This is a genomic window from Leifsonia sp. RCC_180, from assembly GCF_058138205.1.
The window spans coordinates 37681-56758 of sequence record NZ_CP200340.1 but is presented as its reverse complement, the minus strand read 5'-3'; the positions used below and the strand labels follow the sequence as shown (position 1 = coordinate 56758).

Genomic DNA, 19078 nt, shown 5'->3' with positions numbered 1-19078 from the left:
TCGCGGCCGCGACTACTTCGCCGCCGACATGATCGTGTTCAGCGCGAGCACGATGACGAGCCCGTTGAAGAAGTAGCTCAGCACCGAGTGCCACACGATCGTCCAGCGCATCCGGGTGGTCCGCACCTCGACATCGGAGGCGGCGAACGTCGTGCCGAGCGTGTAGGCGAAGTACACGAAGTCGATGAAGCGGGGATGCTCGGTGCCCGGGAAGCGCAGCATGGGCTCGTCGGTCGACCAGAACCGCTGGTAGTAGATCTGCGCGAATCCCCAGTGGAAGAATCCCCACGCCAGCAGCATCGCCCAGACCCCGACGACGTCCGTGAACGTCCCGACCTCCGGGTCGTTCTGCGGCCCGAGCACTTGGAAGGCGGCGGTGAAGCCGATGAGGCTGGCGAGGATCGTCGCCGTCATCGAAATCACGCGCGCCAGACGCCCGGTCTCCCAGCGCGCCGGGCGGTGACCCGCGACCGACGGCTGCTTCGCGATCCGGCCGAGCACGATCAGCACCACGACCTCGTACAGTGTGCCGATCACGCACCACAGCGCGAGCAGGCTTACCGTCGAGATGTCGTCCTCCGAGAAGACGACCACCCACACGCCGACGACCGTCATCACCAGCTGGGCGGTCACGCTCGCCACGAAACCGACGACCACCGACGGCCGCCGCACGGGCACGGTCTGCGACATACCTGGATGCTAGCGGCGCGCGGCCACCCCGTCAGGGAGGGCAGGATGGGAGTCGTGCAGCCACTCGTCGTCGTCGCCGCCGTCATCCGCGACGGCGGACGGGTCCTCGCCTGCCGCCGTGCGCCCGGGAAGGACGCTGCGGGCCGGTGGGAGTTCCCCGGCGGCAAGGTGGAGGCCGGGGAGACGCCCGAGGACGCCTTGGTGCGGGAGATCCGCGAGGAGCTCGGGGTGCGCATCCACGTCGGCAGGCTGCTCGATCGCACGGTGTCCGCGCGCGCAGAGGGTCGGGCGATCGACCTCGCCTGCTATGAGTGCCGGCTGGATGGCGGCGCTCCGGTCGCCAGCACCGACCACGACGAACTGCGCTGGGTGCCCGCCGGGCTGCTCAGCGAACTGGAGTGGGCCGACGCGGACCTGCCCATGGTCCGCGTTCTGCGCGCGACCGCGGCGGAGAATCCACGCACGGCGGAGAAGGAGGAAGCGTGAAAGCGCTGCACTACGAGCGTTTCGGCGGCCCGGTGACGGTGGCCGAACTCCCCGACCCCGTCGCGCCCGAGGGCGGTGCCGTGATCCGCGTCGAGGCGTCCGGCCTCTGCCGGAGCGACTGGCACGCCTGGGCGGGGCACGACGACTCCGTGCGGCTGCCGCACGTGCCGGGGCACGAGTTCGCCGGTGTCGTCGAGACGGTCGGTCCGGGCGTCACCCGCTGGCGTCCGGGCGACCGCGTGACGGCGCCGTTCGTCAACGGCTGCGGTGAGTGCGAGTGGTGCCGTTCCGGGCAGGCCCAGGTCTGCCCGCAACAGACGCAGCCCGGCTTCACGCACTGGGGCTCGCACGCCGAGCTCGTCGCCGTCCGCGCGGCGGATACCAATCTGGTCCGCATCCCCGACGGTTTGGATGCGGACGCCGCCGCGAGCCTCGGCTGCCGCTTCGCGACGGCGTTCCGCGCGGTCACGGCGCGGGCGCGCATCCAGCCCGGCGAGTGGCTCGCGGTGTACGGCGCAGGCGGCGTCGGACTGAGCGCCGTGATGATCGCCTCGGCTCTGGGCGCGCGGGTGGTGGCCGTCGACCGCTCCGCTGCCGCACTGGACCTCGCTGCGCGCCTCGGCGCCGAGCACACCGTCGTCGCGTCGGAGGACACGGCCGGCCGGGTGACCGCGCTGACCGGCGGTGGCGCGCACGCCACGATCGACGCGGTCGGCTCCCCCGAGACCGCAGCCGCCGCCGTACGCTCGCTCCGCCGGCGCGGCCGTCACGTGCAGGTCGGGCTGCTCTCGTCTGCCGTCCCCGAGCTGCCGCTCGACCGGGTGATCGGGTGGGAACTGGATGTGCTCGGCAGTCACGGCATGGCCGCCGCGGACTACCCGGCGATGCTCGACCTCGTCGCCGCGGGTCGGCTGAACCCGCAGCAGCTGGTCGGCGGCGCGGTCGGCTTCGCCGGGGCGGCGCGACTCCTGGAGACGGCCGACTCCGCGCCTCCGACGGGGATCGCGGTCCTGCATCCCGCCGGATGAGACTGCGATGATGAACCCATGCGCATCGCCGACTACTCCCGCCCCGACACGGCCGCCGCACGCGCGGCCCTCGAGATCGCGACGGAATACCACACGCCGTCGCTGCTGAACCATGTGCAGCGGTCGTGGCTGTGGGCAGAAGGTTTCGCGACTAGTCGCGGCCTCGACGCCGACCGCGAGCTGCTCTACGTCTCGGCGATCCTGCACGATCTGGGCATCGCAGCCGAGTTCGACAACCACACCCTCGCCTACGAGGATGCCGCGGGGCACGTCGCCATCGCGCTGACGGCGGGTGCGGGCTGGCCGGCCCCGCGCCGCGTGCGCGCCCACGAGGTGATCGTGCGGCACAACTGGCCCGAGGTCGATCCGGCGATGGATGCGGAGGGTCACCTGCTCGAGATCGCGACTGCGCTCGACATCGCGGGCGCGCGGGTCGACGAACTGCCGCTCGAGTTCCGGCGAGAAGTGGTCACCGCATACCCGCGGTTGGAGCTGGCGGCCGAGTTCGGCGCGTGCGTCGCCGATCAATCGGAGCGGAAGCCCGACACCTCCGCCCGGCGGCTGGTCAACGGCGGCGTGCAGCGCAAGCTCCGCGATAACCCGCTGGAACGTATCCTCGAAGGGTGAACATCACCTCCGTCCGGCTCGCCGAGAGCGACTGGCGCGCCCGCGAGCGCGCCCACGTCGCGCGCGCCGACGCTCTGACGGCCGAGCATCGCGAGCGGGCGGCGCGCGGCGAGAAGCACCCGGTGTGGGACTTCCTGTTCACCTACTACTCGTACGCCCCGGCCCAGTTGCGGCGGTGGCATCCCGGACCTGGAATCGAACTCGTGGGCGCCGCCGAGGATGCCCGGGCCGGCTGGCGCTGGTACGTCGCAGGCTCCGAGCCCGGGTCGCTCGTCGTCGACCGGGAGTCCCTCGAGACCGAGAAGGCGTCGCTGCTGCGGGGCGTGGAGCGCATCCTGAGATCCACGGCCGCGCGACCTGGACGCTTCGGCTGCTTCGGGCTGCACGAGTGGGCGATGGTCTACCGGCAGGACGAGCGTCGGCACGCCGTGCCCCTGCGTCTCGGCCGGGAGGCGACCGACGCCGTGGTCGAGACGCACGAGCTGCGCTGCACGCACATCGACGCTTTCCGCTTTTTCACGCCGGAGGCGGTTCCGCGCAACCACTACGCGCCGACCCGCGACACGCAGCCGGACCTCGAACAGCCCGGTTGCCTGCACGCCGGGATGGATGTGTACAAGTGGGCGATGAAGCTCGGCCCGCTCGTCCCCGGCGAACTGCTCCTCGACGCGTTCGAGCTGGCCCGCGACATCCGGCTGCTCGACATGCAGGCCTCCCCCTACGACATGCGCGACTGGGGCGCCGATCCGGTCGCCATCGAGACGCCGGAGGGCAAGGCAGAGTACGTGCGGCGGCAGCGGGCGTTCGCGGAACGGTCGAACCTGCTGCGTTCCCGCATCCTCGACGCCTGGCTCGGCCAGCCGGCCGCCGCGGCCTGAGCGCTCAGCCCGTCGGCTTGGGCGTCGGCGTGGCGCTGGAGGTCGAGCCGCCGGGGCTCGGTGTCGGGCTGCCCTTGGCCTTGGAGCCGTTGCTGACCGTCAACGTCACGGACTCGCCGTCACTGAGGGACGCCCCCGCCGCGGGGTCGCTCGCCGCCACCGTCCCGGCCGGCTGGTCGCTGTCGACCGGCGTCGGGTCGACGCTCACGTCGAGGCCGAGCCCGTCCAGCAGCTTCATGGACACATCCACCGCCTTGCCGGTCACATCCGGCATGGTGATCTGGTCGCCGTAGAGCACGGCATCCGTCGGTTCGGTGAAGTCGGTGCCGCCGTAGGCCGCGTTCAGCGCCTTCAGGATGGGCTTGGCGATCGAGAACTTGACGTTCCCGCCGCCGACGCCCTGGAAGTACAGCGACCGCAGCGGGGTCGACCCCGAGACGTTGCCCACCCAGGTCGCAGTCGCGACCTTCGTGGTCGAAGTGATCAGCCAGTTCTCCAGCGAGTTATCGGTCGTGCCTGTCTTCGCCATGATCGGGATGTCGTCGTACGGGTTGGCGCTCGCGGCGGTTCCGCCGCCCTTGATGACGCCCTCCAGCGCGTAGGTGACACCCGCCGCGATCTCCGGCTTGAGGCCCTGCGTGCAGGTCGTCTTGCTCACCTTGTGCTCGGTGCCGTCGGCGTTCACGACGCGGTCGATCGCGACGGGCGTGCACACCGTGCCGTTGTTCGCGATGCCCGCGTAGGCGGTCGCCATGGTCAACGGCGAGATGTAGTTCGTGCCGAGGATCATCGAGGGCGTCTGGACCCACGGGTTGGTGGACGAGGCGGGATGCACGCCCAGCCCCTTGGCCGCATCCAGGATCGAACAGAGGTCGACCTTCGTGCCCATCTCGGCGAAGGCTGTGTTGACGGACTCCGCCGTCGCGGACATCACCGACAGCCGGCTCGCCGACCCTTCGTCGTTAGTGACCGGCCACGCCGGACCGTCGATGTTCGCGCACGTGTTGGTGAAGTCGGAGGTCGGGAACAGGTGCTGCGACGCGTTCACCCTCTCGTACAGGCTGTGGCCCGCCTCCAGCCACGCGGCGAGGTCGAACGCCTTGAAGGTCGACCCGGTCTGGAAGCCCTGCGAGCCGCCGTAGTCCTCGTCCGTGTTGTAATTCACCGCGGTCGTGCCGTCGATGGGCGTGTCCGTGTTGTTGAAGGTGCGGTTCTGCACCATCGTGACGATTCGCCCGGTGCCCAGCTCCAGAGCGACGTTCGACGCCCCGAGGTCGATGCCGGGACGCGACGCGGGGATGTACTTGTTCAGTGAGGCCTGCGCGACCTGCTGCAGGTCGAGGTTGAGCGTCGTGTAGATCTTCAGACCGCCGCGGTTCAGGGTCTGCCAGCGCTCATCCGCAGTCGCGCCGTACGCGGGGTCGTTGAGGATGACGTCGCGCACGTAGTCGCAGAAGAACGCGGCGTTGACCGCCTGCGCGGCCGCGCATCCCTGGGTCGTCGGGGTGATCGTGGGCTGGATCGGCGTCGCGATCGCCGCATCCCGCTGCTGCTTCGTGATCGTGTGCGTGATGTACATGCGGCTCAGCACGTAGTCACGCCGCTCCTTGGTCAGCTTGTAGCCGTTCGCCGCGCCATTGTCCTTGTTGTCCGGCTCGTCGATGCGCAGGTTGGCCGGGTTGTTCAGGATGGCGGCGAGCGTCGCCGCCTGGGCCAGATCCAGCTTGTCGGCGGTGCTGCCGAAGTAGTACTGGGCGGCGGCCTGCACACCGTAGACCTGGCCGCCGAAACCGACGACGTTGAGGTAGCCGGTGAGGATGTCCTTCTTGCTGTACGTCTTCTCCACCTCGACCGCGTAGCGCATCTCCTGCACCTTGCGCTGCAGGGTGACGCCGGCCGCATCCGCGTAGCAGGCCTGTACCTTCTTCTGGCTGGTGAGGGCCTCGCACTTCTCGACCTCGACGTTCTTCACGTACTGCTGCGTGATCGACGAGCCCCCCTGCACATCCCCGCCCGCGACCGTGGACACGGCGCCGCGGAGGGTGCCCCAGATGTCGACGGCGCCCTCGGTGTAGAAGCGCGGGTCCTCGGCGGAGACGGTCGCATCCTTCATCGTCTGTGCGATCTGATCCCAGCTGACGTCCTGCCGGTTCTGGGCGAAGAAGGTCGCGATCGGCACATCCTGCCCGCCCTGCTTGGCGTACACGGTCGAATTCTGGGCGAACTGCTGGATGTGCAGGTTGGCCGGCAGCGCGTTGAAGTCGTTCACCCCGGCGGCCGCCGTGACGCCGACGCCGAGGAACCCGGGCAGCAGGAAAAGCGAGCTCAGGACGGCGGCGACCAGCGCCAGCCCGAAGAACTGGGCGAAGATGCCGCCGCGCGTGCGGGCGGGCTTCAGCTCGAAGCGCTTGACGGACTCCAGCCGCTCGTCGAGGGCGGCCAGGCGGGGATTGCGGGGTCGGTCGGAAGCGGGCACGCCCTCCAGGCAACCAGGGCACCCTGGGTGAGTCCAGGGGGTCTCGTGTGCGTCGGTGTGGAGATGTTCAGGATGCGTACGGCGGCGGGCAAGGCGGGCGTTGGGCTGGTGCGGGGATCCAGTGGTCGCAACACGCCGTTGCGCCAGGTGCCCTGACGGCGTGTTGCCACCACTGGATTCGTTCACCGCACATTCCGGCGCCGAGTATGCCCCCAGTTGGGGTGCAACGCCCGCCAGTCGACGGACGGGCAGGGGACTCCCGTCGCTACTCTCTGAATAACACTTGATCGGGGAGCATTAATGGAGTTTGCAGAAGTGCTCGCTGCTATGGCGCAAAAGGTCGCCAACCAGCGAGAGGCCATCCACACGGAGGAGGCGACCAAGAACGCCTTCGTCATGCCGTTCATCTCGAACGTTCTCGGCTACGACGTCTTCGACCCGCTGGAGGTGGTGCCGGAGTTCACAGCCGACGTCGGAATCAAGAAGGGGGAAAAGATCGACTACGCCATCGTTCGTGATGGTGAGGTTCAAATGCTCATCGAGACGAAGAAGTCGACGGAGCCCCTGACGATCGAGAACGCGTCCCAACTCTTCCGCTACTTCGCCGTCACCAACGCGCGAGTGGCTGTCCTCACGAACGGTCAGGTGTACCAGTTTTATACGGACCTGGATGCGCCGAACCGGATGGACGACAAGCCATTCCTGGTCCTGGATCTGCTGGACATCGACGAGATGCTGATTCCGGAACTGCGCAAGCTGACGAAAGATTCATTCGATCTGGAATCGGTCATCAACGCTGCTGGCGAGCTGAAATACATCGGCCAGATCAAGCGCGTGCTCGCAACGCAGTTCCGCGAGCCCGAGGACGAGTGGACGCGATTCTTCATCAGCCGGGTGTACGACGGTGCTATCACCCAGCGTGTTCGGGATCAGTTCGGCCCGCTGGTTGCGAAAGCGACCAAGCAGTTCCTGAATGACCAGGCCAACGACAGGCTGAAGACCGCCCTCGGCGGTTCAAGCTATGCCACAGTCGAAGCCGCCCCCGGTGAGAGCGTCAGCAGCCAGCCGGCCGCAGACGACGACCTCAACAGGGACACTGAGATCGAGACGACGCTCGAAGAACTCGAGGGCTACCAGATCGTCAAGGCGATTGCTTGCAGTGAGGTGAAGCCACAGCGCGTTGCCCAGCGCGACTCGAAGTCCTATTTCGCCGTGCTGATCGATGACAACAATCGCAAGCCGGTAGCCAGACTTCACTTCAACGGCAAATCGAAGAAGTATCTCGGCCTCTTCGATGAGGAAAAGATCGAGACTCGGCACGAAATCACGTCGCTTGACGAGATCTACCGCTTCGCCGACGACATCCGCGAGGCAGTTCGCCGATACGCCTAGAGGCATTACGCCGGATCTAGTGGTGGCAACACGCCGTTGCGCCAGGTGCCCCTGACGGCGTGTTGCGACCACTGGATGCAACGCCGGGATGCGCGAAGGCGCCGGTCCTGAAAACAGGACCGGCGCCTTACGGGACGGGACGGGTTAGGCCGCGAGAGGGACGGACAGGGCGGCGGCGGAGACCCGCAGCTCGCCGGCGTCGGCATCCACCACCACGCGGCCGCCCTCGGCGAGCTCGCCGCTCACCATCAGCTCCGCGATGCGGTCGTCCACCTCGCGCTGGATGACCCGGCGCAGCGGACGGGCGCCGTATTCCGGCTCGTAGCCGGTGTCCGCGACCCAGGCGACCGCGGCATCCGTCACCTCGAAGGCGATGTCGCGAGTGGCCAGCCGGGAGGCGGTCGCATTCAGCAGCAGGCGGACGATGTCGCGCAGTTGCTCCGCATCCAGCTTCCGGAACAGCACGATCTCGTCGATGCGGTTCAGGAACTCCGGACGCATCGCCTCACGCAGCTTGCCCATGACGCGGTCGCGGATGTCCTTCTCCGAGAAGAAGCCGTCCGAACCGGCCGGGACGAATCCCAGAGCGCCGCTGCGCGACGCCAGGAACTCGGACCCCAGGTTCGAGGTCATGATGACGACCGTGTTGCGGAAGTCGACCGTTCGACCCTGGCCGTCGGTCAGGCGCCCGTCGTCGAGCACCTGCAGCAGCAGGTTGAACACGTCGGGGTGCGCCTTCTCGATCTCGTCGAACAGGATCACCGAGTACGGGTTGCGGCGCACGCGCTCGGTCAGCTGGCCGGCCTCGTCGTAGCCGACGTATCCGGGAGGGGCACCGACCAGACGGGCGACCGTGTGGCGCTCGCCGAACTCGCTCATGTCGAACCGCAGCATGGCCTTCTCCGAGCCGAAGAGCGAGGTCGCGAGGGACTTCGCCAGCTCGGTCTTGCCCACGCCCGTCGGGCCGAGGAAGAGGAAGCTTCCGACCGGGCGACCCTCGTCGCCGAGGCCGGTGCGGTTGCGGCGGACGGCCTTCGCCACCGCGACGACCGCGTCGTCCTGGCCGATCACCCGCTGGTGCAGCTCCGACTCGAGACGCGCGAGGCGCTCACGGTCGGCCTGACCGACACGGGAGACCGGGATGCCGGTCGCACGCGACACGATCGCGGCGATCTCGGGCTCGCCGACCACCGCATCCACTCGGGGTGCGCTGCTCAGCTCGTCCAGCGAACGCTGCACACTCTCCATCTCGTCGCGGAGGCGTGACGCCTCCTCGTAGTGCTCGGCGGCCACGGCGGAGTTCTTCTCGGACTCCAGGGTCGCCAGGCGCTCCATGAGGGCGGAGGTGTCGACGCGCTTGCCGAGCGACAGGCGCAGGCGCGCGCCGGCCTGGTCGATCAGGTCGATGGCCTTGTCGGGCAGGAAGCGGTCCGAGATGTAGCGGTCGGACAGCTCGACGGCGGCGCGAATGGCGTCCTCCGTGTACTGCACGCCGTGGTGCTCCTCGTACGCGCCGCGGAGGCCGTCGAGGATGAGTACGGCGTCGTCCACGGACGGCTCGCCTACCGTCACCGGCTGGAAGCGGCGCTCCAGCGCCGGGTCCTTCTCGATGCGGCGGTACTCCTTGAGCGTCGTCGCGCCGACCAGGTGCAGGTCGCCGCGGGCAAGGCGCGGCTTGAGGATGTTGCCGGCGTCCATACCGCCGGACTCGCCGGACCCTCCGGCGCCGACCACGGTGTGCAGCTCGTCGATGAACACGATCAGCTCGTCCTTGCCGGCGCTGATCTCATCCATGAGCGAAGTGAGCCGCTCTTCGAAGTCGCCGCGGTACCGGGTCCCTGCGACCATCCCCGCGAGGTCGAGGGAGACGACCTTCTTGTCCTGCAACTGCTCGGGCACGTCGCCCGCCACGATCGCGCGGGCCAGGCCCTCGACGATCGCGGTCTTGCCGACGCCCGCCTCGCCCACCAGGACAGGGTTGTTCTTGGTGCGGCGGGAGAGGATCTCGACCGTCTGGTCGATCTCATCCAGTCGACCGATGACCGGGTCGAGTCGTCCCTCGCGGGCGAGCTCGGTCAGGTCGGTGCCGAACTGGTCGAGCATCGGGGTCTCGGAGGTGGATGCGGCCGGCTGGCCGGCGCTCTCGCTCCCACCCATGGTGGCGCTCTGGCGCATCGCGTCGGTGAGCGACTCCGGAGTAACGCCCGCGGCCTGCAGGACGCGCCCTGCGGGAGCGTCGCGGCCGATCACGAGCGCGAAGAAGAGGTGCTCGGGGTCGATGTAGGTCGAGCCGGACGCCTGCGCCACCTGGTACGCGTGGAACAGGGCGCGCTGCAGCGGTCCTGTGATGGATGCGCCGTCGGCGTGGATCTCGTCGCCCGCGGCAGGCAGACGCTGCTCGGCGGCCTCGGCGACCCGCTCGGGGTCGACGCCGATGCGGCGCATGGCGTCGGACGCCGGCTCCTGCACCGCCATCACGCGGAGGACGTGGAGCGCGTCGAGTTCGCTGTGGCCGTGCTCCAGGGCGAAGCGACCGGCCTCGGCCAGCAGCTCCTGGGTGCGCCGGCTGAGGAAGCGGCTGATGTCGATGGAACGCGCGTTACGTGCGCGCTCGCCCGCAAGGTACCGCGCGAGGAACTCGTCGAACGAGTTCGCGTTGTCACCGTCGGGAGTGAAGTTCTCAGGCACGTGTTCTCCTGTTTCTCAAAGTTGAGCCTTGTGCACTCAAGTCCAACGCAGGAGGGGCGTGAATATTCCGGGATGCGGGAGCGGTTTGTAGGCGACAGTTATCGAAGGAGAATGGCCCCCGAATCTCCTTCGGATGGCAGTAGTGAAGGAGATCCGGCAGCTCAGTGGCCGGATCTCCTTCGATAGCGAGGGTGCACCCTCGAGAACTGAGGGCGCCGCGCGCTACTCCCCCGCGTCGAGCGCGTCCAGCGCCGCCACATCCTCCGGCGACAGCTCGAAGTCCACGTCGGCGTTCTCGACGATGCGGTTCGGCGTGGTCGACTTCGGCAGAGGCAGGATGTCCTTCTGCAGCAGGTAGCGGATGCTCACCTGGGCGACCGACTTGCCGTACTTCTCGGCGATCGAAGCGATGTCCTCGTTCTCGAGCAGGCGACCGGTGGCGAGCGGCGAGTAGCCCTCCACGAGGATTCCGCGCTCGCGGCAGTATGCGGTGGTCTCCGGCTGGGTGTTGCCGACGAACCAGCGGATCTGGTTCGCGTGCGGCTCGACGTCGGTCGCGTCGATGAGCGAGTCGAGGTCGGCCACCTCGAAGTTGCTCACGCCGATCGCGCGGGTGCGTCCGGCCTCGTAGAGCTCCTCGAAGACCTTCCACACCTCGATGTTGCCGGCGCGGTGGTCGCTGCCGATCGCGTTCCACGGCCACGGCGCGTGGATGAGGTAGAGGTCGATCGGGCCGAGGTCGAGCAGCGCAGTCGACCGCTCGAAGGCGTGGCGGGCGCCGTCCGCATCCTTCACCTCGGCCGGGCACTTGGTCGTGATGAAGATCTCTTCGCGCGGGATGCCGCTGTCGCGCACCGCCCGCCCGACGCTCTCCTCGTTGCCGTACGCGCGCGCCGTGTCGATGTGACGGTACCCGGCGTCGAGTGCGGTGCGCACGGAGTCGTAGGTCTGCGGGCCGTCGGGGATCTGCCACGTCCCGAACCCGATCTTGGGGATCGTGACGCCGTTGGAGAGGGTGAACGTGTCGGTCAGTGCGGGCATGGGGACTCCTATCGAACGGATGCGGTGCCGCACACTGTAGTCCCGCTCCGTGTCAGTCAACCGGCTCGGGCCGCCCGTTCCTGAGGTGCTCGTAGACCACCGAGGTGCGCACGTCGGCGATCTCGCGGCGCTGCGTGAGCCGGTCGATCACGAAGGCGTACAGGCTCTCGTTGTCGGCGACGGCTACGTGGATGATGAAGTCCTCGTTGCCGCTGGTCACGAACACGCCGAGCGTCTCGGGAAGCGACGCGACCCAGTCGCGGAACCCCTCGATCACCGGACGGGACGGCGGCCGCACCCGCACGGCGATGAGCGCCTGCACAGGCCGGCCGATCGCTGCGAGGTCGACATCGAGCACGGCGCCGCGGATGATGCCGCGGCGACGAAGCGCCCGCGTGCGTTCGAGCGCCGTGCTCGGCGAGACGCCGACGGCGGCGGCGATGTCGCGATTGCTCCGCCGCGCATCCGACTGCAGTTCCCGCAGGATAGCCCGATCAAGTTCGTCCATGCGCCCCAGATTAGCCTCCGGACCGAACGATATTCGGAGGCAGCCCGAAAGACGAGCGAGTTCTGTAGATTCAGCGTCGATCAACCGAACGAAGGGACACGGTATGACCAGCAGCATCGGATTCCACCCGGACGAGATCGACACGGCTGCGCCGACTCGCGCCGCCCGCCTGAAGTGGGTGGTCGTGGTGGAGGAGACGCTGCCGGCGGGAATCGCCGCCAATGCCGCGATCTGCACGGCCGCAGCGACTACGGCACAGGTCGACGGCCTCCTCGGAGCGGAGGCGGTGGACGCGGACGGCCACGTGCATCCCGGACTGCCGTGGGCGGGATGCTCGGTGCTGCGCGCGACGGGCGAGCAGCTGGCCGCGATCCGCGCCAAGGCCGGCGCTGCGGAGGACGTGTTCGTCGCCGACATGCCGGCGGCCGCGCAGTCGACGCGCGTGTACGACGAGTACCTGGAGTCGGTCGCGGCCTCGCCCGCCGATGCGCTCGCCTACTACGCCGTCAGCGTGGTCGGCCCACGCAACCGCGTCGACAAGATCGTCGGACGGCTCGCGCTGCTCTGAGACGAGAGCACGCCGTCCACTCAGTGCTGCAGCGCACTCTTCAGCAGGATCACCACGACACCGAACGCCCCGGTGACGACGGCGCCGGTCAGGCAGATGAGTACGCGCCGGCCGCGCACGGCGAAGACGGTGTAGCCGAGGAGCGCGAGCATCAGCACCGCCAGCCACAGGGCCAAGTTGACGCCGAAGTCCGGCGGCAGCAGGCCGAGCGCAGCCAGCAGCAACGGGATGCTCGGGATGATCGCCGCCTCCAGCATCCCGCCGGACTCCCGCAGTGCATGCCGGATCGAATCCCGCAGGCGGTCCCCGAGCCGGTCCGCGTCACCGTGATAGCCGAGCGCGGTCGAGTAGACGTGCGCCATCCAGAACACGACGATGCTGACCAGGCTGAAGACCAGCAGCCGGATGGCGGAGGCCTGATCGTCGTCTGCGGCGGAGGCCGCCGCCACGACGCTCGCGTACACGATCGTGCCGTAGATGGCTGCCGGCGAGCCCCAGTGGCGCCACAAACCCCGGTGCGCAGCGAGTTCGCGCGTCGTGCCCGCGTCGTCGGGTTCGTTCAGTTCCATCAGCGGCGGTCGGGCCGGGACGAGGCACGCCCGGCGAGCGCCGCATCCAGATTGATGGCCGCACGGATGAGCGCCAGGTGGGTGAACGCCTGCGGGAAGTTGCCCAGCTGCAGGCCGGTCGGGTCGATCTCCTCCGCGTACAGCCCCACATGGTTGCCGTAGGTGAGCATCTTCTCGAACGCATACTGCGCTTCGTCCAGCCGACCCGCGTCCGTCAGAGCCATCACATAGAAGAAGGAGCAGAGCGAGAAAGTGCCCTCCTCACCGGGGAGGCCGTCGGGCGACGCTTCCGGGTTGTAGCGGTACACGAGGCTGTCTGTGACGAGCTCCTCGCCGATCGCATCCAAGGTGGACAGCCACATGGGATCCTGCGGCGCGATCATGCCGACCTGCGGCATGAGCAGGGTGATGGCATCCACCACATCCGTGCCGGGGTACTGGACGAAGGCTTTGCGCGCGGGGTTCCAGCAGCGGGTGAACACCTGCTCGTAGATGGCGTCCCGGGCCTCGGTCCAGCGATCGAGGGGCGCGGGGAGGCCGCGGTCGCGGGCGATGCGCAAGCCCCGGTCGAACGCGACCCAGCACATGATCCGGCCGTAGGTGAAGTCCTTACGGCCGCCGCGCGTCTCCCAGACCCCCTCATCCGGCTGATCCCAGTTGTCGACGAGCCAGTCGAGGATGCCGGCCAGCTTCTTCCAGCCGGGGTTGCCGATCGGGCGGAACCGCTCGCCGATCGCGAGGGACTCCAGCGCTTCGCCGTAGATATCGAGCTGCAGCTGGTCGGCCGCTCCGTTGCCGACGTTCACGGGCCGGGAGCCGGCGTAGCCCTGGAAGTGGTCGAGGACCAGCTCCTCGAGGTCGGAGGACCCGTCGATGCGGTACATGATCTTCAGCGGCCCGGAGGAGTCGCCGGCCTGCTCGACGACGCGGTCGCCCGCCCAGGTCATGAACGCGATCGCCTCCTCGGTGTAGCCCAGCGCGAGGAGCGAGTAGACGGAGAATGAGGCGTCGCGGATCCAGGTGTAGCGGTAGTCCCAGTTTCGCACGCCGCCGAGCTGCTCGGGCAGAGCCGCGGTCGGGGCCGCCACGAGCGCACCGGTCGGGGCGTACTGCAGCAGTTTCAGCACCATGGCCGAGCGCTCAACCGACTCCCGCCACCGCCCGCTGTACGAGCTGCGGGACAGCCACTCCCGCCAGAAGTCGACCGTGTCGCGGAACAGCCGGGTGCCCCTCGCACGTCCGAGCTCCCGCGGGTTGCCGGTCGGCTGCGTCTCGAAGGAGAAGAGGCGCAGGTCGCCGGCCGACAGCGTCACGGTCGTGTCGACGTCGTCGCCGTCGAGAGCGTCCGGCCCTACGCCATGCAGTGCGGCGCTGTTCTCGCCCGCGTTGAAGCGGATCCCGTGCGCCGAGGCGGTCGCGGTGTGCTCCTTCCTGCCGTAGTCGAAGCGCGGCCGGCACTGCAGCCGGAAGGTCACCTCCCCGCGCACGACGCGGATGCCTCGCACGATGATGCGGCTGGGCGTCGCGACGGTCGGCTCGTCGGCCACCGGCATGAAGTCGATGACCTCGCCGACACCGGCCGGAGACATGAAGCGCGTGATCAGCACCGCCGTCTGCGGGAAGTACATCTGCTTGACGCGCATATCGTCGCCGAGCGCGTGGATGCGGAAGAAGCCGCCCTTCTCCGGGTCGAGCAGGGCCGCGAAGATCGACGGCGAGTCGAAGCGCGGTGCGCAGAACCAGTCGATGGTTCCGTGCGTGGAGACGAGCGCGACCGACTGCAGGTCGCCGATCATGCCGTGGTCGTCGATTTCCGGGAAGCCGTCCTTCCCGTGAGGTTCCGGGTGCATGATCGCCCCTTCCGACGTTGTCGGCGCCGTGCGCGCATGCTAACTCCGCGCCGGCGACGACGGGTAGAGGGCACCGGTGAATTGCCCTCTAGCCGAGCACGACGGCGCAGATGCATCATTCGGCCGACAGATGAACATCTGCCGCAATCGAGAGTGGGGGCAGCTATGTCAGAGACAACAGCGACGGGATGGGTCGGTTGGGCGTTCTTCGCATCGATCATGTTGTTCATCGCAGCGGCGATCGACCTGTTCTACGGGATCATGGCGATCATCGGCCCGAATACGGCCTACTTCATCAGTTCGAGTGGCGCCGCCTCGTTCAACATCGCACTGTGGGGCTGGTGGTCGCTGATTCTCGGCGTCGTGCTCCTCCTCGCCGGGGTCGCATTGTTGCGCGGGGCGATGTGGGCGCGGATCTTCGCCGCGGTGGTCGCCGGCATCAGCGCGATCTCGCACCTGATGTCGCTGCCGGCGCAGCCGTGGTGGTCGATCGTGGTGGTCGCCATCGACCTCCTGATCATCTTCGCGGTGACGGTGCACGGCCGGGAACTCCGGTCGTAGCGGCGGCGGAACCCGAGCCATCGCCATGAGCACCCAGTCGACGTCGAGAGCCGCCGGCCCGGCGACCGTCGCCGGCTGGGTCCTCGCACCACTAGCCCTCGCCCAGTTCATCTGCTCGTTCGCGGGCTCGAACATGAACGTGATGCTCAACGACATGAGCGAGGACCTGAATACGACCGTTCCGGGCATCCAGATCTCGATCACCCTGTTCCTGCTCACCATGGCGGCGCTCATGGTGCCGTTCGGCAAGCTGACCGACCTCCTCGGGCGCAAGGTGTGCTTCCTGCTGGGGCTCGGTGTGTACGCGGTCGGGGCGATTCTGAGCGCGCTGGCGCCGGGACTCGGGCTGCTGATCCTGGGGAACTCGATCCTGGAGGGAGCGGGCACGGCCCTGCTCATCCCGCCGGTGTACATCCTGGTGACGCTGTACTGGAAAGATCTGCGTTCCCGGGCGCGCTCGTTCGGGATCGTCAGCGCAGCCGGCGGAGTCGGCGCCGCGACCGGTCCGCTGATCGGCGGGTGGATCTGCACCGCGATCAGCTGGCGCGCAGCGTTCGTGTTCCAGGCCCTGGTGATCGTGGTTATCATCCTGATGGCGATCCGGTTGAAGGATCCTGTACCCGCCGACCCGTCCCGGCCGTATGACGTGGTGGGCGCGATCCTCTCCGGCGGCGGTCTGGTCGTCTTCGTGATGGGCATCCTCGCGATCGACAACAGTGTCGCGCTGGGGCTGTCGCTCCTCCTCGCGGGCGCCATCGTCATCGCGGGGTTCTACTTGTGGATCCGGAGCCGGGAGAGGCGAAAGAAGGAGGCGCTGCTCTCGACCTCGCTGTTCCGGGTCCGCGTCTCCAACCTGGGGCTCGTCACCCAGAACTTCCAGTGGCTGCTGCTCATGGGCATCTCGTTCCTGGTGGCCAGTCACCTGCAGGTGATCCGGCACTACGACGCGGTGCAGTCCGGCGTGATCTTCAGCGCCGCCACGGTCGGCATCCTGGTGTCGTCGCTCGCGGCCGGCCGCCTGGTGAAGTCCATCGCCCAGCGCACCCTGATCGTCACAGGCTTCCTCGTCACCGGCGTCGGCACGGTGCTCCTGCTGCTGGTCGGCGCGGTGCCGGGGGCGTGGCCGTTCGCGCCGGGTCTCCTGGTGATCGGCTTGGGGCTCGGGGTCATGCTCACGCCGAGCGTCAACCTGGTCCAGTCCGCCTTCCCGGAGAACCTGCAGGGCGAGATCTCCGGCCTCTCGCGCAGTATCTCGAATCTCGGGTCCAGTTTCGGCACGGCGATCGTCGCCAGCATCCTCGGCATCAGCGCGGCCGGTAACGCCGACAACTACGTGGCGGCGATGGTGCCTCTGATCGTCGTCGCGATCGTGGGGGCCGTGGTCGCGGGATTCCTGCCCGGACGGCGTGCACTCGCGACCAGCGGCGCCATCCCGGCGACCGGCTGACACGACGAGACGGACGGACGGACGATGACGACAACACGACGCGGCAGCACGGGACGACTGGCCGCGCGGGCGTCCGCACTGAATCTGGAGGGCGCGGCGATCGTTGTCGGCGGCGTCGCGCTGGTGGTCGGGGTCCTCGTTTCGCTTCCGTTCTTCTGGGGGCGGTCGGTGCCGATCGCCGGTCCTTCCTCTCTGTCGCAGTTGCTCGCGATCGTCGCCGGTGTGGTGGGAGTGCTCGCGTACGTCGTCGGCCGGCTGTGGCACCGCACGGCGCTGTCACCCTTCGGCGGAACAGCCGACCGGGAGCCCGGTGCGACGAGAGCGCCGCGATCCATCGGCGGAGCCGGCGTCTTCGACACCGTGGTGATCGCGCTCGCCCACGGCATCATCGCCCTGCTGGGCTGGATCGTGCTGGGAGCGGTGCTCGCGGACAGCTTCACCGATGCAGTGGTCTACTTCGTCTCGGCGACGGTACTGACCGGCGTGGCCGTCGGAGTGACGGCCTACGCCGTGTTCCTGTCGGCGACGAGGATGGACCTGATGCGCATGTCGAGCGTGCTGGCGGTCTTCGCGATCGTCGGCCTCCTCGTGGCGATGCTGAGCGCTCCCGATCCGCACTGGTGGAAGCTCCACCTGAGCGCCCTCGGGATGTCGGACAGCATTTCCTCGCTGACGTTCAATGTGACGTTGATCCTGGCCGGCCTGATGTTGGCGGCGATCGCGCGCTACGCCACCGACCTCAGCGGGACGGCGGTCGGTCCCCGCTCGGCGATCCTTCGTGTGCGCGTCTGCCTCATCCTGATCGGCGTGTTCCTCGCCGGCGTCGGGCTCTTTCCCTTGGACGTGTCGCAGGTGCTGCACAACGTGTCGGCGGTCGGGATGCTGATCGCGTTCAGTCTGCTGATCTTCTGGGTGCCGAAGGCCCTGCCGGAGGCGCCGCGTTCGTTCCTCATCTTCGGCTACGCCTGTTTCGGCGCGGTGGCGCTCGCCGCCGTCTTCTTCGTCACCGGCTACTACGTGCTGACCGCGACGGAGCTCATCGCCGGTGTGATCGTGCTCGGCTGGCTCACCGTGTACCTGAGGGTGAGCGGGGCGGCCGAGCGCACGTGACCCGCGCGTCCGATGCCGCGTCGGTGGCGTCGGTGGCGTCGGGTACCGTTCCGGCATGGGGATCGTCACGCTGGACCGGGAGGAGGCGCGGCGCATCGCCGTGCGGGCGCAGTGGCTGGACGCGGTGCATCCGAGCGGCGGGGTCGTCCCGCTGGTCGAGCACCTGACCTTCCTCCAGCTCGATCCCACCGCCGCCGTCGCACCGAGCGCTGACCTCATCGCATTCACGCGGCTGGGGCCCTCCTACCGGCCGGAGCACCTCCAGCAGGCCATGGAGACGGACCGCGCCCTGTACGAACTGAAGGCGCAGGACGATCCGGTGCAGCCGCCGTTCGCAATGGTGCGCCCGGTGAGCGACCTGGCGCTGACCCTCGACCGGATGGCGCGGGGACCGATCCACGCGGGCTGGCGGGCCTGGCTGGAGGCGAATCCGCGATTCCGGCAGGACGTGCTCGACCGGCTGCGCGACGCCGGTCCGCTCCTGTCCAAGGACATCCCCGATACGGCCCAGGTGCCGTGGCAGTCGAGCGGGTGGACCCACGAGAAGAACGTCACCCACATGCTGGAGCTCCTCCAGGGGCGGGGCGAGGTCGCCGTCGCCGGGCGCATCGGGCGGCAGCGGACGTGGGATCTCGCCGAGCGGATCTACCCCTCGGACATCGAGGTGGTCCCCGAAGCGGAGGCCGCTCCGCTGCGGGATGCGCGCCGGCTCCGTGCGCTGGGAATCGCGCGACCGCAGCTGGTGGGCGACGCGGGCATCCCGGCCCGGATCGAGGGCAGCGATCGTGAGTGGCGGGTCGACCCTGCGGCCGTCGGCGCTCCTTTCGAGGGACGCACGGCACTCCTGTCGCCCTTCGACCGCCTGATCCACGACCGGGTTCGCACGCAGGAGCTCTTCGGTTTCGAGTACCTACTGGAGATGTACAAGCCGGCGGCGAAGCGTCGCTGGGGCTACTTCGCGTTGCCGATCCTGCACGACGACCGGCTGGTCGGAAAGCTGGATGCGACCGCCGACCGCACGGCAGGAGTCCTGCGGGTGGAGGCCGTCCACGAGGACGAACCGTTCGACCCGGGAGTCCGCGACGACGTGGATGCGGCGATCGCCCAACTGGCGGAATGGCAGGGGCTCACCGTCGAGCGGCCGTGAACCCCTGCGCGC

The 19078-nt window shown here is 68.6% G+C and carries 17 protein-coding genes; 10 read left to right on the top strand and 7 right to left on the bottom strand.

Features of this window, described 5'->3' with window-relative positions; genetic code table 11:
* Positions 1-12: 12 nt before the first annotated feature.
* Entirely contained in the window at positions 13-690 is a 678-nt protein-coding gene (locus AB7E03_RS00300; RefSeq protein ID WP_489938214.1) for a DUF1345 domain-containing protein, read from the bottom strand.
* A gap of 45 nt (positions 691-735) precedes the next feature.
* Between AB7E03_RS00300 and AB7E03_RS00295 the strand changes: the two genes are divergently transcribed.
* From AB7E03_RS00295 to AB7E03_RS00280, 4 genes are read left to right on the top strand one after another with little or no spacing between them, the layout of a single operon-like run.
* A complete protein-coding gene (locus AB7E03_RS00295) occupies positions 736-1176 on the top strand; it encodes a (deoxy)nucleoside triphosphate pyrophosphohydrolase (RefSeq protein WP_489938212.1) in 441 nt (146 codons plus the stop codon).
* The gene (locus AB7E03_RS00290; protein ID WP_489938210.1) at positions 1173-2204 is read left to right on the top strand and encodes a zinc-binding dehydrogenase; all 1032 of its coding nucleotides are present in this window, start codon (positions 1173-1175) and stop codon (positions 2202-2204) included. The genes AB7E03_RS00295 and AB7E03_RS00290 overlap by 4 nt, the downstream gene beginning before the upstream one ends.
* A gap of 18 nt (positions 2205-2222) precedes the next feature.
* Positions 2223-2831: an HD domain-containing protein gene (locus tag AB7E03_RS00285; protein WP_489938208.1), complete on the top strand. Its 609-nt coding sequence runs from the start codon at positions 2223-2225 to the stop codon at positions 2829-2831.
* Positions 2828-3709: a 3-methyladenine DNA glycosylase gene (locus tag AB7E03_RS00280; protein WP_489938206.1), complete on the top strand. Its 882-nt coding sequence runs from the start codon at positions 2828-2830 to the stop codon at positions 3707-3709. The genes AB7E03_RS00285 and AB7E03_RS00280 overlap by 4 nt, the downstream gene beginning before the upstream one ends.
* Positions 3710-3713: 4 nt before the next feature.
* Here the strand turns inward: AB7E03_RS00280 and AB7E03_RS00275 are convergent, their stop codons facing one another.
* Entirely contained in the window at positions 3714-6185 is a 2472-nt protein-coding gene (locus AB7E03_RS00275) for a transglycosylase domain-containing protein (RefSeq protein ID WP_489938204.1), read from the bottom strand.
* Between the two features lie 300 nt (positions 6186-6485).
* On the opposite strand from AB7E03_RS00275, the gene AB7E03_RS00270 reads away from it, so the two are divergent.
* Complete coding sequence (locus AB7E03_RS00270) at positions 6486-7577, top strand: type I restriction endonuclease (RefSeq protein WP_489938202.1); 1092 nt, start codon at positions 6486-6488, stop codon at positions 7575-7577.
* 144 nt (positions 7578-7721) lie between these two features.
* Here the strand turns inward: AB7E03_RS00270 and AB7E03_RS00265 are convergent, their stop codons facing one another.
* The 3 genes from AB7E03_RS00265 to AB7E03_RS00255 form a co-directional block, all read right to left on the bottom strand.
* Positions 7722-10265: an ATP-dependent Clp protease ATP-binding subunit gene (locus tag AB7E03_RS00265; RefSeq protein ID WP_489938200.1), complete on the bottom strand. Its 2544-nt coding sequence runs from the start codon at positions 10263-10265 to the stop codon at positions 7722-7724.
* Between the two features lie 222 nt (positions 10266-10487).
* Positions 10488-11306 (bottom strand): aldo/keto reductase, encoded by an 819-nt coding sequence (locus AB7E03_RS00260; protein ID WP_489938198.1) that lies wholly within the window; start codon positions 11304-11306, stop codon positions 10488-10490.
* A gap of 52 nt (positions 11307-11358) precedes the next feature.
* A complete protein-coding gene (locus AB7E03_RS00255) occupies positions 11359-11814 on the bottom strand; it encodes an Lrp/AsnC family transcriptional regulator (protein ID WP_489938196.1) in 456 nt (151 codons plus the stop codon).
* 103 nt (positions 11815-11917) lie between these two features.
* Here AB7E03_RS00255 and AB7E03_RS00250 point away from each other — a divergent pair, with 103 nt between their 5' ends.
* Complete coding sequence (locus AB7E03_RS00250) at positions 11918-12382, top strand: DUF2000 domain-containing protein (RefSeq protein ID WP_489938194.1); 465 nt, start codon at positions 11918-11920, stop codon at positions 12380-12382.
* A gap of 20 nt (positions 12383-12402) precedes the next feature.
* On the opposite strand, the gene AB7E03_RS00245 is transcribed toward AB7E03_RS00250, so the two are convergent.
* Both AB7E03_RS00245 and AB7E03_RS00240 read right to left on the bottom strand, forming a co-directional pair.
* A complete protein-coding gene (locus tag AB7E03_RS00245; RefSeq protein ID WP_489938192.1) occupies positions 12403-12951 on the bottom strand; it encodes a hypothetical protein in 549 nt (182 codons plus the stop codon).
* Entirely contained in the window at positions 12951-14801 is a 1851-nt protein-coding gene (locus tag AB7E03_RS00240) for a glycoside hydrolase family 15 protein (RefSeq protein WP_489938190.1), read from the bottom strand. The genes AB7E03_RS00245 and AB7E03_RS00240 overlap by 1 nt, the downstream gene beginning before the upstream one ends.
* A 165-nt stretch (positions 14802-14966) precedes the next feature.
* On the opposite strand from AB7E03_RS00240, the gene AB7E03_RS00235 reads away from it, so the two are divergent.
* The 4 genes from AB7E03_RS00235 to AB7E03_RS00220 are packed head-to-tail and all read left to right on the top strand — an operon-like array spanning position 14967 to position 19066.
* Positions 14967-15362, top strand: coding sequence for a DUF7144 family membrane protein (locus AB7E03_RS00235; RefSeq protein ID WP_489938188.1), 396 nt, complete (start codon positions 14967-14969; stop codon positions 15360-15362).
* Positions 15363-15387: 25 nt separating this feature from the next.
* Complete coding sequence (locus AB7E03_RS00230; protein WP_489938186.1) at positions 15388-16809, top strand: MFS transporter; 1422 nt, start codon at positions 15388-15390, stop codon at positions 16807-16809.
* Between the two features lie 24 nt (positions 16810-16833).
* Entirely contained in the window at positions 16834-17919 is a 1086-nt protein-coding gene (locus tag AB7E03_RS00225; RefSeq protein WP_489938184.1) for a DUF998 domain-containing protein, read from the top strand.
* Between the two features lie 55 nt (positions 17920-17974).
* Entirely contained in the window at positions 17975-19066 is a 1092-nt protein-coding gene (locus AB7E03_RS00220) for a DNA glycosylase AlkZ-like family protein (protein ID WP_489938182.1), read from the top strand.
* The last annotated feature ends 12 nt before the right edge of the window (positions 19067-19078 follow it).

What these genes read in the sequence shown, in the direction of transcription:
- AB7E03_RS00300 (WP_489938214.1), bottom strand. Translation starts at nt 690, where the DNA reads ATGTCGCAGACCGTGCCCGTGCGGCGGCCGTCGGTGGTCGTCGGTTTC.
- AB7E03_RS00295 (WP_489938212.1), top strand. Translation starts at nt 736, where the DNA reads ATGGGAGTCGTGCAGCCACTCGTCGTCGTCGCCGCCGTCATCCGCGAC.
- AB7E03_RS00285 (WP_489938208.1), top strand. Translation starts at nt 2,223, where the DNA reads ATGCGCATCGCCGACTACTCCCGCCCCGACACGGCCGCCGCACGCGCG.
- AB7E03_RS00270 (WP_489938202.1), top strand. Translation starts at nt 6,486, where the DNA reads ATGGAGTTTGCAGAAGTGCTCGCTGCTATGGCGCAAAAGGTCGCCAAC.
- AB7E03_RS00260 (WP_489938198.1), bottom strand. Translation starts at nt 11,306, where the DNA reads ATGCCCGCACTGACCGACACGTTCACCCTCTCCAACGGCGTCACGATC.
- AB7E03_RS00255 (WP_489938196.1), bottom strand. Translation starts at nt 11,814, where the DNA reads ATGGACGAACTTGATCGGGCTATCCTGCGGGAACTGCAGTCGGATGCG.
- AB7E03_RS00250 (WP_489938194.1), top strand. Translation starts at nt 11,918, where the DNA reads ATGACCAGCAGCATCGGATTCCACCCGGACGAGATCGACACGGCTGCG.
- AB7E03_RS00245 (WP_489938192.1), bottom strand. Translation starts at nt 12,951, where the DNA reads ATGGAACTGAACGAACCCGACGACGCGGGCACGACGCGCGAACTCGCT.
- AB7E03_RS00240 (WP_489938190.1), bottom strand. Translation starts at nt 14,801, where the DNA reads ATGCACCCGGAACCTCACGGGAAGGACGGCTTCCCGGAAATCGACGAC.
- AB7E03_RS00235 (WP_489938188.1), top strand. Translation starts at nt 14,967, where the DNA reads ATGTCAGAGACAACAGCGACGGGATGGGTCGGTTGGGCGTTCTTCGCA.
- AB7E03_RS00230 (WP_489938186.1), top strand. Translation starts at nt 15,388, where the DNA reads ATGAGCACCCAGTCGACGTCGAGAGCCGCCGGCCCGGCGACCGTCGCC.
- AB7E03_RS00225 (WP_489938184.1), top strand. Translation starts at nt 16,834, where the DNA reads ATGACGACAACACGACGCGGCAGCACGGGACGACTGGCCGCGCGGGCG.
- AB7E03_RS00220 (WP_489938182.1), top strand. Translation starts at nt 17,975, where the DNA reads ATGGGGATCGTCACGCTGGACCGGGAGGAGGCGCGGCGCATCGCCGTG.